This is a genomic window from Streptomyces sp. NPDC026659 (genome assembly GCF_040638245.1).
In the GTDB taxonomy this organism is placed as follows: domain Bacteria; phylum Actinomycetota; class Actinomycetes; order Streptomycetales; family Streptomycetaceae; genus Streptomyces.
The window spans coordinates 143,143-158,108 of sequence record NZ_JBEZXY010000010.1 but is presented as its reverse complement, the minus strand read 5'-3'; the positions used below and the strand labels follow the sequence as shown (position 1 = coordinate 158,108).

Annotated in this window: 8 protein-coding genes; all 8 read left to right on the top strand. The window is 73.8% G+C overall.

What is annotated here, in order from left to right; all coding sequences use genetic code 11:
* Positions 1-36 precede the first annotated feature (36 nt).
* The 8 genes from AB0E91_RS24710 to AB0E91_RS24675 all read left to right on the top strand — a co-directional run bounded on the left by AB0E91_RS24710 (position 37) and on the right by AB0E91_RS24675 (position 14,965).
* A complete protein-coding gene (locus tag AB0E91_RS24710) occupies positions 37-2,310 on the top strand; it encodes a TOMM precursor leader peptide-binding protein (protein WP_361785882.1) in 2,274 nt (757 codons plus the stop codon).
* Positions 2,300-4,219, top strand: coding sequence for a TOMM precursor leader peptide-binding protein (locus tag AB0E91_RS24705; protein ID WP_361785879.1), 1,920 nt, complete (start codon positions 2,300-2,302; stop codon positions 4,217-4,219). Before AB0E91_RS24710 ends, AB0E91_RS24705 begins: the two co-directional genes overlap by 11 nt.
* A 78-nt stretch (positions 4,220-4,297) precedes the next feature.
* Entirely contained in the window at positions 4,298-5,908 is a 1,611-nt protein-coding gene (locus AB0E91_RS24700) for a SagB family peptide dehydrogenase (protein ID WP_361785876.1), read from the top strand.
* 97 nt (positions 5,909-6,005) lie between these two features.
* A complete protein-coding gene (locus AB0E91_RS24695; protein WP_361785873.1) occupies positions 6,006-8,756 on the top strand; it encodes a lantibiotic dehydratase in 2,751 nt (916 codons plus the stop codon).
* On the top strand, positions 8,753-9,922 hold the full coding sequence (locus AB0E91_RS24690; protein ID WP_361785870.1) for a lantibiotic dehydratase C-terminal domain-containing protein: 1,170 nt from the start codon (positions 8,753-8,755) through the stop codon (positions 9,920-9,922). Before AB0E91_RS24695 ends, AB0E91_RS24690 begins: the two co-directional genes overlap by 4 nt.
* Positions 9,919-12,273 (top strand): ATP-binding cassette domain-containing protein, encoded by a 2,355-nt coding sequence (locus AB0E91_RS24685; protein WP_361785867.1) that lies wholly within the window; start codon positions 9,919-9,921, stop codon positions 12,271-12,273. The genes AB0E91_RS24690 and AB0E91_RS24685 overlap by 4 nt, the downstream gene beginning before the upstream one ends.
* Positions 12,270-13,022 (top strand): ABC transporter permease, encoded by a 753-nt coding sequence (locus tag AB0E91_RS24680; protein WP_361785864.1) that lies wholly within the window; start codon positions 12,270-12,272, stop codon positions 13,020-13,022. The genes AB0E91_RS24685 and AB0E91_RS24680 overlap by 4 nt, the downstream gene beginning before the upstream one ends.
* Positions 13,019-14,965 carry a TOMM precursor leader peptide-binding protein gene (locus AB0E91_RS24675; protein ID WP_361785861.1) on the top strand — a complete coding sequence of 649 codons (1,947 nt, stop codon included), beginning with the start codon at positions 13,019-13,021 and terminating at the stop codon, positions 14,963-14,965. Before AB0E91_RS24680 ends, AB0E91_RS24675 begins: the two co-directional genes overlap by 4 nt.
* The last annotated feature ends 1 nt before the right edge of the window (position 14,966 follow it).

Below are 14,966 nucleotides of genomic sequence, written 5' to 3'. Positions count from 1 at the left end.
CGTCGTCCCCCCTCGTCTTTCGGAGGTACCGCAAGCATGGCCCAGGCCCCCGCCACCCCCGAGGAGATCGCCCAGTCGCGGCCCCGCATCCGCAGGGACGTGCTGTTCACCCAGACCCCGGACGGCGTGCTCTTCCACAACGCCCACGGCGGCTTCAACGTGGTCACCCGGAACGCCTACCGCTTCGCCTCGCTGATCGTGCCTCATCTCAACGGCGAACGGCGCGTGGACGAGCTCTGTACCGGCCTGGGGGACAAGCAGCGCGACATGGTGTACGGACTCGTGCGCGCACTCTACGCGCGTGGTTTCGCCCGGGATGCCGGACCCGGACCCGAGGCCGATCCGCTCCCGTCGCAGGTGGCCAAGCATTTCGCCCATCAGGTCGACTATCTGGACCACTACGCGGACGACGCGGCGGGCCGCTTCCTCCGCTTCCGCTCGACCCCGGTCGCGGTCCTCGGCTCCGACGCCCTGGCCCGCTGGGCGGCCCTGGGCCTGCTGCGCAACGGCTGCGAGGCGGTCGCCATCACCGAGGGCCCCGCGTCCGCCGTGCTCAGCCGGGAACTCCACGGCGTGGAGGGCGTCGCCGAACTCGACGCCGAGACGGTCGAGTTGACGGAGGCGGGATGTGCGCCGCGCGTCGCCCGCCTGCCCGAGTCCGCCGACGGCACCTACGGCTGGGCCGACCTGGACGGCTGGGACACGGTGCTCGTGACCGGCTCCGACGCGCCCCGGCAGATCCTCCGGCTGCTCACCGAGGGCATACCCGCCGGGCGGCGGCTCCTGGGCGCCTGGACCTTCGGCAACCGCGCGGTGGTGGGCCCGGCGACGACCGCCGGTACGCCCGGCTGCTGGTCGTGCGCGGCACTGCGGCTCGGCGCGGGGGCCGACGCCGCCGACAGCGCGGACCTGTGGGCCTCGGTCGGACCCGCCGCGCCACTCGGCACCCCGGACCGCGTCCTGGCCGGGCCGCTCGCCGGGATGCTCGGCAACCTCCTCGCCTTCGAGGTGTTCCGCCTGGTCACGGGGGCACTGCCCGCCGAGACCCGGGGGCAGGTCGTCGTCCAGGACCTGGACTCGCTCGACGTGCTGACCGAGCCGCTGCTGCCGCACCCGCGCTGCCCGTTCTGCGCGGCCCCCGAAGCCGACGCCGACGCCGTCGCCGGTGACATCCTGCGCGAAGCCCACGCCGACGACCAGGCGGCCGCACTCCCCGCCGACGGCCCGGCCGACGAGGCCGCCGCCAAGGCCGCCCTCACCGAGCTGGAGCGGCGTGACGTACTGGTCCACGCGGCCGCCGGGGTCTTCACCGCCTACGCCGACGACGACTGGGAGCAGACCCCGCTCAAGCTGAGCACCGTACGGCTCGGTCTCGCGCCCGGCCGGGTCCGCGAGGTCTCCGCCGCCGATGTGCACCATGTGGCCGGAGCACGCCTCACGGCCCTGTTCCGGGCCGCTGAGGTGTATGCCGAACACGTGGTGCCGCCCCACATAGTGGACTCCGCGGCACTGGAGGCAGCGTCAGGCAAGTGGACCCGGGTGGCCCCGGCGGAACTCGCCGTCTCCAGCGGCCTGGACGTGCCCGTCGACCGGATCGCCGCCTGGAGCGAGGCCGTCTCGCTGCTTGACGGGCGGACGGTCCTGGTCCCCACGGGCGCGGCGCGCACGCTGGGCGGCTGGAACGACCAGGGGCTGTTCGAGCGCACCTCGGCCGGTACGGGCGCGGGCGGCAGCCCGCGTGCCGCGCTGACCCGCGCCCTGCGGACCGCCCTCGCCCACGACGCGCTGCGCCGCGCGGTCCGCCGGGCCACCCCGGTCCGCACGCTGGACCTCGGCTCGCCCACCGGCGACCCCGAGCTGCTCTTCCTGCTGCGCTCGGCGGAGAACCTGGGTGTCGCCGCGGAGGTCCTGGATCTCACCGGACCGGGCGGTCAACTCCCTGTCGCCCTCGCCCGGTTCACCGACCCGGAGAGCGGGGAGACGCGCTGGGCCGTGGGCGGCGGACTCCGTCCCCGCGAAGCCGTGCTGGAGGCGCTGCGCGATCTGCTCGGCGCGGAGCAGCTGCGCCGCGCCGGGGCCGGGCCCGACACCGGCGACCCGGCATGGGCGGACCTGGAGGCGGCGACGCTGGTGGCATCCGGTGCCGTACCGCTCGGGGAATCCGGCACCACCTGGGCCGCCGTGCTGGACGGGTTGGGCGCCGACGGGCGGGACGCGTTCGCGGTACCGGTGGCCGCGCCGGACCTCGCCGCGGGCGACGTTCACGTGGCGCGGGTGCTGCTGACCGGCGGGGAGTGTCGTGCCCACTGAGACCACGGCGGCCGTGGCCGATCCGGTGGTGTGCGAGCCGTGGGACGAGGTGTGCGCCGCGCTCACCGCCGACCTCGCCGCACGCCCCGGCACACCGCCCTGCGTGGTGACACAGCTCGGGGTACGGGATGAACTCGCCTCGGATGAAAGGGAGTTCACGCCCGGGGTCGTACCCGTCGGGCTGTACGGGCATCACGCCGTGGTCGGTCCGGTCACCCCGCCCGGGGCGACGGGCTGTCCGCGGTGTCTGGCCCGGCGCTGGCAGGCGGTGCGCGCGGGGTTTCTTCGCGATGCGCTGGAGCGGGGCCGGGAGACCCGGGCGACCGGGGTTCCGCCGTGGCGGGCCGCGTTCACGGTGGACGCGCTCGCCGCGCTGGTCACCGCGGCGGCCCGTCGGCCGGGCACCGCGCACCGGCCCTGGGTGTGGCTCCTCGACCTGGAGACCCTGCGCGTCTCCCGGTTCCCGCTGGTCCCGGACGGCGAGTGCCCGGCCTGTTCGCAGCGGCCCGACGACACCGCCGAGGGGGCCAGGATCGTCCTCGGCCCGTCGCCCAAGCACGACCCGGACGGCTTCCGCACCCGGCCCATCGGGGCGTACGACCTGCCGCTGGAGGCGTTCGTCAACCCGCTGACCGGGATGCTCGGCCCCTCGGTCGCGCCGGATCTGGCGTCGGCGTCCACCTCGTCCACGGTGGGCGCGTTCACCACCCGCTCCGGCGCCCATCTGCGCGAGTGCTACTGGGGCGGCCACACCGGCGCCTACGGAACGAGCGTGCGGGTGGGGCTCCTTGAGGGCCTGGAGCGGTACGCCGGGATGCGCGCCCGCGCCAATCGGACCGTGATCACGGCGACTTCGGAGGAGCTCGGGGACACGGCGGTGGACCCGCGGGTGACCGGCCTGTACGCCGACTCCTTCTACGACCTCGGCACCGGAGCGCCGCGCTTCGCGCCGGACCAACCCATCGCATGGGTGTGGGGCTGGTCGCTGCGCGACGAACGGCCGGTGCTGGTACCGGAGGTGGTCGCGTACTACCACGCGCCCGGCGGCATCGGTCGGCGCTTCGTGCAGGAGAGCTCCAACGGCTGTGCGTCCGGCGGGAGTCTGGCCGAGGCGGTGCACCACGGGCTGATGGAGACCATCGAGCGGGACGCGTTCCTGCTGGCCTGGTTCGGCAGGGCCCGGCTGCCCGAGATCGACCCGGCGAGCAGTACCCGTCCGGCGACCCGCGCGATGGTGGACCGGCTGGCGATGTACGGCTACCGGGCGCGGTTCTTCGACACCCGGATCACCTTCCCGGTGCCGGTCGTCACGGCGGTCGCCGAGCGGGTGGACGGCGGCTCCGGGCTGCTGTGCTTCGGCGCGGGCGCCTCGCTGGACCCGGAGGACGCGCTCGCGGGCGGGCTGTGCGAGATCGCCACCGACTCGGTGAACCTGCGCCGCCGCACCGCGCGCGAGGAACCCCGGCTGCGCCGCATGGCGGCCGACTTCGACGAGGTGCGCGTGCTGCACGACCATCCGCTGCTGTACGGGCTGCCCGAGATGGGCCGGTACACCGACTTCCTGCTGCGCGGCCGGGACAGCGAGGAGCGGGTGCCGCTCGCCTCGCTGGCCGACGGCGCCCCGCGTCCGGCCGCGGATCTGCGCGAGGACGTGGCGGCGTGCGTCGCGGCCGTCACCGGGCGGGGTTTCGACGTGGTGGTGGTCGACCAAACGGCGCCCGAGCAGCGGGCGTTGGGCTTCCACACCGTCAAGGTGCTGGTCCCCGGGCTGATCCCGATCGACTTCGGGTGGAGCCGTCAGCGCGCGGCGCTGATGCCCCGTACGCGCACGGCGCTGCGCGAAGCGGGGTTGCGTGCCGACGACTTGACGCCGGACGACCTCAACCCCGCACCGCATCCCTTCCCTTGACCGGCCCTTTCCGTACCTCCGGCGTCGGCGCCCGAGCCGTCGACGCCCCCACAGACGATGCAGACAGAGGGAGTGACCGTGGGATACGCCCATGAGTACGCGACCGCGGTGATGCGGCGGGGCAGAACGCCCATGGAACCGGCCGACTTCGTGCCCGACTGGGCCGACCGGCCGCGCAAGGGGAAGCACTTCCCGGGCGCGCCGTCCTTCCCGCTGCCCGACGGGGGGTGCGCCGAGGACGCGACGCTCGGCCGGGGCCTGTTCGGGGAGGCGGGCACCGGCGCGTTCACGCTGCCGCTGCTCGGCTCGATGCTCCGCGACTCCTACGGCCTGACCGGGCGCAGACTCGCCGTGCAGGCCAACTCCGACCTGGGTTCGCTGCCGTTCCACACGCACGCCAACTGGTCGCGCGGCACCGCCTCCGGTGGCGGCCTCTACCCGATCGGGGTGCACTGGGTCAGCGGCGCGAGCGGCCCGCTCAATCCGGGCGTCTACTACTACGACACCCCGCGCCACCGGCTGACCCGGCTCCTGGCCGGCGATGTGTCGGGCGAGGTCCGGGAGGCGCTCGGCGGGCTGCCGGAGGCGGCGGACACCGATCAATTCCTGGTCCTGGGCGTGACGTTCTGGCAGAACGCCTTCAAGTACAACAGCTTCTGCTACCACGCGATCACCATGGACATCGGCGCCCTGCTCCAGACCTGGCGGATGTGGGCCCGCGCGCACGGGCTGAGCCTGGGCAGCGCGTTCTGGTTCGACGAGCCGCGCATCGGGCGGCTGTTGGGGTTCGACCCCGAGGAGGACGGGGTGTTCGCGGTGGTGCCGCTGCGCTGGGCGGGTGCCGCACCGGGCGTCGACTCCGGGCCGGAGTCCGGGGAGGTGTCCGGGCCGGTGTCCGGGGCGCGGGTGCGCCAGGTGCCCACGGAGAAGTCGCGGCGGACACTGACCTTCCCGACGCTTCAGCGGATCCACGCCGCCACCCTGGAGGGTGCCGCCGACCGTCCCGCGCCCGGTGTCCTGGACCCGGCGCTCGCGGCTCCGGCCGATTCCGGTGAGCGGGTCACGCTGCCCGGACCCACCCTGCTGGACGCCCCGGTGCGCCGGGCGCTGCGTGAACGCCGCAGCAGCTTCGGCCGGTTCACGGGCACCCTGCTCGACCCGGCCAAGCTCTCCGTCGTCCTCGCCTCGGCCGTCGCCGGAAGCGACCTGGACACCGACGTGGAGACGCCCGGCGCACCGCCGCTCACCCGGCTGCACGTCTTCGTGAACCACGTACGGGACGTGCCGCCGGGGCTGTACGAGTACGACCGGGACACCGGCGAGCTGGTGCTGATGCGGGCCGGGTCCTTCGGGGCCTTCCTTCAGGAGAACTACTTCCTCGCCAACTACAACCTGGAGCAGGCCGCCGCCGTCCTGGTCCCGGTCGCGCGCACGCACGCCGTCATGGACGCCGTGGGCGACCGGGGCTACCGGCTGGTCAACGCCGCCGTGGGCGCCACCGCCCAGGCCGTGTACACCGCCGCGTCGGCCGCCGGTACCGGCTGCGGGGTCGCGCTCGGCTTCGACTGCGTGTCGTACGCGGAGGAGTTCGGCGCCGACGGGAGGGGCGAGATCCCGCTGCTGATCATGATGATCGGCGACGAGGGCCGCCGCCCCGCCGACTACCGCTACGACATCGTCGCCCCGTGACCCGCACCCCGTACGCCTCCCCGGTGCGCCGGGGCTTCGGGCGGCCGACAGCCGAGCGGTCGACCGACCAGCGGCCAACAGACGAAAGGGGCCCGGCATGAGCCCGACCGCCACCACCGCGCAGGACACCCCCGGCACCGCCGGACCCGTGGGCCTGCACCGCCGGTTCATGCTGCGCGTGGCCGGTCTGCCCGTCACCTCCGTGGAGGCGCTGCGCGCGCCCGAGGCGGCCGACTGGGCCGCCCGCACGGCCGCCGAGGAATCACGGCTGCACGACCTCGGCGCCCGGCTGAGCGATCCGCTGTCCGCCGCCGTCGGCGCGACCGAGGACGCCACGCCGCGCCGCCGCCTGCTCGCGCTGCGACGGCAGGTCTTCAACAACCGGCTCCCCGCCGACCTGGCCGAGGCCCGCGCCCTGGCCGCGGGGCTGGGCGGTACGACCGGGGCGGACCTCGCCGCCTGGCTGGACGCCCGCGTCCGCTTCGAGGAGCTGCGCGTCGAGGGCGAGAAGGTCGTCGCCGACGAGCTGGTGCGCACCCGTGCCGCGCTGCGCGGGCTCGCCCAGGACGACCGGCTGCGCCGGGGCCTGCTGCTGGCCTCGCCCACGCTGGAGGAACGGCTCGACGCGTTCGTCGCCGATCCGGCGCCGGTGCCGGGCAAACGGGCCCGCAAGATGGAGCGTTCGCTGCTTTCGTACCTCTACCGGACGGCCTGCAAGACCAGCCCCTTCAGCACCCTGACCGGTGTGGCGCTCGGGCACTTCTCATCAGAGGCTGCCGAGACCGTCGTCGGGGACGCCTGGACGAGTCATCCCCGGCTCAACGTCGTCGTCCTCGCCCGGCTCGCGGAACTGATCACCGCCGACCCGGAGCGCCGGGCCGGGCTGCCGGTCGCGCTCGCCTCCGGCTGGAAACTGGACGACGACCGGGTGCGCTATGTCCGCCGGGCCGTGACGGCGGGCGACGACAGCGCGCCGGTCAGCTTCGACGCGGCCCAGGACCGGCTGTTCTTCCTGCGTCGCCAGGGCGCCCTGGACGGCATGCTGGACCTGCTGCGTGACGCGGAAACTCCGCTGACGCATGGCGAGTTGGCCCGCTGGCTGGCGGACACCACCGGCGCCGGCGACGCGGAGGCCGAGCACTATCTCGCCGCGCTGCGCGACCTCGGGATGCTGCGCCTGCCCGCGCTGGAGACGAGCGTGCACAGCCCCGACCCGCTGGCCGCGTTCCAGGACGCGCTGCGCGGACTCGGACTGCCGTGGGCCGACGCCCTCGCCATCCGGCTGGACGGACCGGCCGCCGCCATCGCCGGGTATCCGGCGGCGGACGTACCCACCCGGCGCGCGCTACTCTCCGCCCTGCGCATTGAACTCCTGTCCCTGCAAACCGAGTTGGGAGCCGAACGACCCGTGCTCCCGCAGACCCTGCTCTACGAGGACGTCTCCGCCGGGACCACCACGGCCGGACTCGCCGAGTGGGCCGCGCTGGCGGACGGCCCGCTGCGCTCGATCGGGCGCGTCCTGCCCGCGTTCGACGTGGCGCTCCCCCAACGCCTCACCCTCAAGGGCTTCTTCCTCGCCCGCTACGGACGCGGCGGCCGCTGCGACGATCTGCTGCGCCTGGTCCACGACTTCCACGAGGACATCTTCCGCCAGTATCTCCAGTTCACCTCGGCCAAGAGCGGCTACCTCCCCGACGGCAGCCACGCGCCCGAGGAGAACTGGCTCGGCATGCCCGAGATCACGGCCGTCGACCGGGCCCGCGCGGCACTCACCGCCCGGATGCGCGCGAGCTGGGCCGAACTGTCCGCCGACACCGAAGAGTTCGTCCTCGACGACGCCACCGTGGACGAGGCGGCACGCGAACTCGGCTCTGCCGCACCCGCGTTCGCCCCGCAGAGCCACTTCCTCCAGCTCGCCCGCCGTGAGGGCGGCCCGCTGGCCGTTCTCAACAACTCCTACGGTGGCCTGAGTTTCCCCTTCACCCGCTTCACGCACTGCTTCGACGGCCCGGACTCCCCCGGCCTGACCGACGCCCTGCGCGAGGAGCTGCGCGGCACGCTGCCGCCCGGCGCCGTGCTCGCCGAGGTCACCGCCGGTGCCGCCACCACCAACCTGAACCTGCACGGACGCCTCACCGACCACGAGATCGTCTGCCCCGGCGAACACAGCACCGCCCCCGAGGAGGCCCGCCTCCACCTGGACGACCTGTACGCCGTGCACGACGAGGGCACCGACCGTCTGCTGCTTCGCTCGCGCCGCCTGGACCGCGAGGTCGTCCCGGTCTACCTCGGCTATCTGGTCCCGATGGTCCTGCCGGAGATCCCGCGCACCCTCCTCCTGTTCTCCCCCACCTCCCGAGCCGTTCCGGACGTGTGGCGCGGGGTGCCGGAAGGAGCCGCCGAGGCGGGGGTGACCCGCAGGCCCCGCGTGCGCCATCACGCGCTGGTCCTCCAGCGGCGCTCCTGGACGGCCGCCGACGGCTCGCTCCCACTGCGGGCGCCCGGCACGACGGACGGCGAGTGGTATCTCGGCTGGCACCGCTGGCGGCTCCAACAGGGGCTGCCCTCGCGGGTGTTCGCGACCGTCCACGAGGAGTCCGGGGCCGGGGGCGCACCGGCCTGGTTCGGCGGGTCGAAGCCGCAGTACGTCGACTTCGAGTCCCCGCTCTCCCTCACCGCCCTCGAAGGACTCCTCGCCGGGAAGCACGTCCGGACCGTGTTCGAGGAGATGCTCCCCGGCGAGGACGAGCTGCACGTCACCTCCCCGCGCGGCCGGCACGTCGCCGAACTCGCCGTAGAACTGCTCCCCGGCCCGGCCGGACGGCCCGAAGAGGACGGACCCCGATGACCGTTTCCACCGAACCCTCCACCGCGCCCGGCCCGGCCGCCGGGGACGACACCCCCGACGCCCCCGACGCCCCCGGCGAGTGGCTGGCCGTGCACGTCTTCTACGCGGCCAGCCCCCGCCCGCTGCTCCTCCAGTGCGTCCGCCCGCTGGTGGACGCGCTCACCGAAGAGGGGCTGCTCGCCGGGTACTTCTTCATCAACTACTGGCTGGAGGGCCCGCATCTGCGGCTGCGCCTCAAGCCCGCCCGCGCGGCCGACGCCGAGGCCGTACGGGAGCGGGCGCACGCCGCGCTCACCGCGTTCCTGCGGGAGCGGCCCGCGCTGTACGAGGTGAAGGACGGCTTCTTCGCGGATCTCTACGAGACGCTGTTCACCCTGGAGTTCGGCGACGAGGAGCGCTCGGAGTACCTGGGCCCGGACGGCAAGATGCTGCTGCGGCCCAACAACTCCTTCGAGGACCGCCCCTACGAGCCGGAGTACGGCAAGTACGGCGGCCCGGCCGGGATCGAGCTGGCCGAGTGGCACTTCCAGCGCTCCAGCGACCTGGTGATCGAGGCCGCGCGCACGATGAACCTCCATGTGCGCACGGTGCTGTTGGGGCTCTCCGCGCAGCTGATGATGGTCATGTCCGGCACGTTCCTGCGGGACGACGAGGCCCTGCTGAACTTCCTGGACCGCTATCACACCTTCTGGAACCGGGCGTTCAGCACCACCAACTACACCGCCGACGACGGCTACGACCTCGCGTACTCCGGGATGGGGACGAGCCTGCCCGGGCGCTTCCGGCAGATCCGCCGCGCGGTGGCCGAGGGCGAGTCCGCGAAGCTCCCCGCGTTCCTGCGCGGCTGGGCCGGGCACTGCGCCGAACTCCGGGACCGGGCCACCGAGTTGGCCGAGAGGGACGCGCTGGTCTTCCGGTCGTACGACGGCACCCGGGACATCGTCCCCGAGGGGCCGGGGCAGGCGCTGCCCATGCTGCTCTCGCCGTACATGCACATGACCAACAACCGGCTGAGCATGACCGTGCGGGACGAGGCGTTCCTGTCGTACGTGCTCGCGCGCGCCCTGCGCGACGGGGCGAAGGACGATGCGGATGCGGCGAGTGACGGCGGCGCGGATGCGGCAGGCGACGGCGGCGCGTGTCCGGAGCCGGAGGGCGGGGCGTGACCACCGAGACCTTTCTCGCCGCCCGGCCCCGAGTTCGTCCCGACCTCGTCCAGGGGCCCGCGCTCGTGCGCGGGGCGGCACGGGTCCATCTGCTGAAGGACCCGCGCACGGGACACCGTCTGGAGCTCGGCCCGAAGGAGCACTTCCTGATCAGCCGCCTGGACGGCAGCCGCACGCTGGCGGAGATCGGGCAGGAGTACGCCGGGGCGTTCGGGGCGCGGCTGGGTGAGGCGCAGTGGGGGCAGTTGCTGCGGCTGCTGCACGGCCGGGGTCTGCTGGAGGGCTCCCCCGCACCGGCCGCGGGGCCGCCGACCGGCCCTGAGCATCCGCCGAACGGGATTCTCGCCGGGCGCACGCGGATGGTCGCGGACGCGCCCGCGCTGATGGACAGACTGCACGGCATGACCGCCTGGGCCCGCCGCCCGGGCGTCCTCGCGGTGCTCACGGCGCTGGCGGTCGGCGTGCTCGTCGGCGTCGTCGTCCAGGCGGGCACGCTGTGGCGGCAGACGGAGGAGACCGCGCGGCAGCCGGTGCTGCTGTTCGCGATCGGCTGTGTGCTGTGGTGCGGTCTGGCGCTGCACGAGCTGGCGCACGGGCTGTTCGCGCGGGCCTGGGGCGGGAAGGTCACCGAGATCGGGCTGCGCTGGTTCTGCTTCGCGACGTACCTCTACTGCGAGGTGGAGGACGTCCAGTTCCTCGGCAGCCGGGCCCGCAAGGTGGCCACCGCCTGCGCCGGGGTGTTCGCCAACCTCCTCTTCCTGGTGCCGTTCTACCCGGTGTGGGCGCTGCTCCCGGCCGGTGCCGACGGCCGTTCCGCGCTCGGCGCGCTGCTGCTGCTCGGCACGGTGCTGGGCCTCGCCAACCTCCTCCCGCTGCCGCCGCTCGACGGCTACAAGGCGCTCGCCCACGCCCTCGGTGTCGTCGAACTCGCGGGCAACAGCCGCACGTTCATGGCGCTCGCGGTACTGCGCGTGTTCCGGCGGGGTCCGGGCGTCGCCGCGTACCCGGCGCGGCTGCGGCTGCTGTACGGCGGCTTCGTGCTGCTGATCGCCGTGCAGAGCGCGGCGCTGCTCGCGCTGTGCGGGTTCGCGCTGCGCTCGCTGCTCCCGGACCGCTATGCGGCGCTGGCCTGGTCGCTGCCTCCTGCCCTGCTCGCGGCCGTGCTGCTGCTCTGGGCGCTGGGCGGGCTCGGGCGCTCGCTGCGGGAGCGGCGCGCGGCGGCGGCACCGGAAGCGGCCCCCGCCCCGCAGGCAACCCCACAGACGGCCCCACAGGTCGTCCCCCACCCCCACAGTCCGCCGGGGGGTACCGCCCCGGCGGTCGTCCCGGCCGCTCCGGACACAGCAAGGAAAGGCGAGATGAGCACACCCGACAGCAAGACGGAGACCGCGCCCGAGACCGGTCCCGAGACCGAGTCCGACGCCGCGCACCCCGAACCCCCCGCCGAGACGGTCGTCGACCTCACGGGCGTGACCAAGCGCTACGGCGACGTGACCGCCCTCGACGGGGTCTCGCTCTCCGTACGGCACGGCGAGTTCTTCGGTGTGCTCGGCCCCAACGGCGCGGGCAAGACCACCCTCGTGGAGATCGTCGAGGGGATGCGCGAGGCCGATTCGGGCACCGTGAGCGTCTTCGGGCAGAGCCCGTGGCCGCGCGACACCAAGCTGCTGGCGCGGATGGGTGTACAGACCCAGTCCTCGGCGTTCTTCGCCCGGCTGACCGCCGGGGAGCATCTGCGCACGGTCGCCGCGCTCTACGGCATGGGCCCGGAGGTGGCGACGACGGCGCTGGAGCGGGTGGGGCTCACCGAGAAGGAGAACGCCCGGATCGACCATCTCTCGGGCGGCCAGCGCCAGCGGCTCGCGGTCGCGACGGCGCTGCTGAACGAGCCGGAGCTGATCTTCCTGGACGAGCCGACGGCCGCGCTCGACCCGGAGGCGCGGCGCGAACTGTGGGAGCTGCTCAAGTCGTTGCGCTCCGAGGGGCGCACGATCATCTGCACGACCCACTACCTGGACGAGGCCGAGGCGCTGTGCGACCGGGTGGCGATCATCGCCGGCGGACGGGTCGTCGCGCTGGACTCGCCCCGCAATCTGATCCGTGCCCTGCACGCGCCGACCCGGCTCCTCGTGCCCGCCGGGCGGCTCACCCCCGAGGCCGCGCTCGCCCTGGACGGGGTGGACCGGGCCACCGTGGAGGGCGACGACCTGGTCCTGGAGACGACCGTGCCCAACCGCGTGCTGCCCGCGCTGGGCGACCTGGTCGACATCGACTCGGTCACCGTGCGCACCCCCACCCTCGAAGACGCCTACCTCTCGCTGACCGGCACCGGATCGGAGCACCACCGTTGAGCGCCTACGCCGCACTGACCAGGGCCACTTATGTCGCGAGCGTGCGCGACAAGACGACCCTCTTCTTCACCTTCGCCTTCCCGCTGGCCTTCCTGGTGCTGTTCGGGCTGATCTTCCAGGGCCAGCACGTCGACGGCGGTCTCGCGTCCATCAACTACATCGCGCCGGGCGTGCTGTCGTGGGGCGTGGGCAACGCGGCCGTGTTCTCGGTCGGGTTCTCCCTCATGCAACAGCGCCGTGACGACCTGCTCCGGCTGATCTGGCGCACCCCGACCCCGCTGCGCACGCTGATCGCGTCCCGCTGGACAGTCGCGCTGGCCGTGGCGCTCACGCAGACGCTGCTGTTCACCGCCGTCGCCCTGCTGCCGTTCTTCGGCCTTGAGCTCAACGGCCCCTGGTGGGCGGCGTTTCCGCTGCTCGTGCTCGGGGTGACCGCGTTCCTCGCGATGGGTCTGGTCGTCGGCAGCCTGGCGAACACCCCGGAGGCGGTCGCGGCCATCGCCAACCTGGTGATGGTGCCGATGGCGTTCCTGTCCGGCTCGTTCTTCCCCGACGACCTGATGCCGAGCTGGCTGCGCACGGTGGCCAAGGTGCTGCCGCTGCACTACCTCAACGACGGCCTCACCGACGCGATGGGCGGCCGGGGCGACCTCGGGGACATCGCGCTCGACTGCCTCGGGCTCGTCGTGTTCGCCGCGGTCTTCGGACTGATCGCCACCCGGATCTTCCGCTGGAGCAACCGGACATGACGACCACGCTCGCACCTGCGCCACTGGAGGCCGCGCGGGCCGACCTGGAGGCCCGGCTCGCGGCGCGCGCCGCCGCGGCCGGGCTGCCCGCGCCCGCCGTCTCCCGGATCGGCGACACCAATGTGCTCGGCGAGAGCGTCCGCGCCGGGCTGCCGCCGAACCCGGCGGAGATTCATCTCACCGCGCAGGCCGTGCTGTTGGGGCCGTGGGGCGGGGCGCCGGAGACGCCGTCCGCGTGTGGGACCTGTCTGGCGATGCGCCGCCAGCGGCTGCGCACCCGTACCGAGCGGGACGCGCTGGAGACCGGTATCGAGACGACGGCGGCCGGGCAGTGGCCCGTGCTGCCCGACCACACGGTGGACGCCGTGTGGTCGCTGCACCGGCTGATCGCCTCGGGCGCGGCCCGGCACCCGGCGCGGGGCGCGGACGCCGCGCTGCCGCAGGTCACCGAGGTGGACCTGGAGACCCTGCGGGTGCGCACCTTCCCGCTGGTGCCCGAGCCGATGTGCCCGCACTGCCGTCCCTTCACCGAGGAGGACACGGCACGCGCGGCCGCCGAGGCCACGCTGTCGGAGCCCGCCGCCCTGCCCAAGCCCGACCCGGGAACGTACCGGCTGCGCCGCGCGGCCGACTATCCGCTCCCGGTGAAGGGGCTCGCCAACCCGGTGTGCGGGGTGCTCGGCGGCGGCACCTGGATCGACGTGACCTCGCCGACGACGGCTCCGGTCGCGGGCAGCGTCTTCATGCGCGGGTACGCCGGGCTCACCGACGTCACCTGGAGCGGCCAGTCCAACTCCTTCGCAAACAGCAGGGAGTTGGCGTTCCTGGAGGGCCTGGAGCGGTACGCGGGCACGCACCGGCGTCATCGCGCGCCGGTCGTCACCGCCTCGTTGGAGGAGCTGGGCGACCGCGCCCTGGACCCTCGTACGTGCGGGCTCTACGGACCCCGCACCTACACCGAAGACCCGATGGTCGAGCCCTTCGACCCGGCCCGGCCCATCCCCTGGGTGAGCGGCTGGTCGTTGCGCGACGAGCGCGAAGTCCTGGTCCCGGCCCGGCTGGTGTACTACAGCGCGGGCACCCGGGCCGACAACTTCGTCTTCGAGTGCTCCAACGGTTGTGCCACGGGAGGCACTTGGGAGGAGGCGGTCTTCTTCGGGCTGCTCGAACTGGTCGAGCGGGACGCCTTCCTGCTCGGCTGGTACGGGAACCTCCCGCTGCCCGAGATCGACCTGGCGGCGGTGGCCGGTCCCCGGGTGCGGGCGATGGTCGCGCGGGCCGCGCTCCAGGGCTACGACGTGCATGTCTTCGACAACCGGGTGGACCTCCCGGTGCCCGTCGTGACCGGCCTCGCGGTACGCCGCGACGACGGCCCGGGCACCCTCGCCTTCGCGGCGGGCGCCTCCTTCGCCCCGGAGACGGCCGTGGAGTCGGCGGTGTCCGAGATCCTGACGTACATCCCGCATCTGCCGGGTCAGGTGGCGGAGCGTCCCGCCGAACTCGTTGCCATGGTGGAGGACTTCGACCTGGTACGACGGCTGCCCGACCACGCGGCGCTGTTCGGGCTGCCCGCGATGCGGGAACACGCACGGGGGTATCTGAACCCGCCACGCACGGCTACCCCAGTCGAACTGTTCGCCGGGTGGGAGGAGTTGCGTCCCCGTACCGGCGATCTCCGGGACGATCTCCTGCTGTTGCGGGATCTGCTGGCCGGAGCGGGATGCGATGTCGTCGCCGTGGACCAGACGACGCCCGAGCAGCGGCGGATGGGGCTGCGCACGGTCGCCACGCTCGCACCCGGGCTGCTGCCGATCGACTTCGGCTGGCCGCGACAGCGGGCGCTGCACATGCCCCGGCTGCGCACGGCTCCGCACCGGGCGGGGATGGTGGCGGCTCCGCTGCGGGAGGAGGAGCTGCGGCACGTGCCGCATCCGTTCCCCTGAG

Bases quoted from the DNA above. Each gene is read 5' to 3' on its own strand.
- AB0E91_RS24675 (WP_361785861.1), top strand. From the start codon at position 13,019: ATGACGACCACGCTCGCACCTGCGCCACTGGAGGCCGCGCGGGCCGAC.
- AB0E91_RS24710 (WP_361785882.1), top strand. From the start codon at position 37: ATGGCCCAGGCCCCCGCCACCCCCGAGGAGATCGCCCAGTCGCGGCCC.
- AB0E91_RS24690 (WP_361785870.1), top strand. From the start codon at position 8,753: ATGACCGTTTCCACCGAACCCTCCACCGCGCCCGGCCCGGCCGCCGGG.
- AB0E91_RS24695 (WP_361785873.1), top strand. From the start codon at position 6,006: ATGAGCCCGACCGCCACCACCGCGCAGGACACCCCCGGCACCGCCGGA.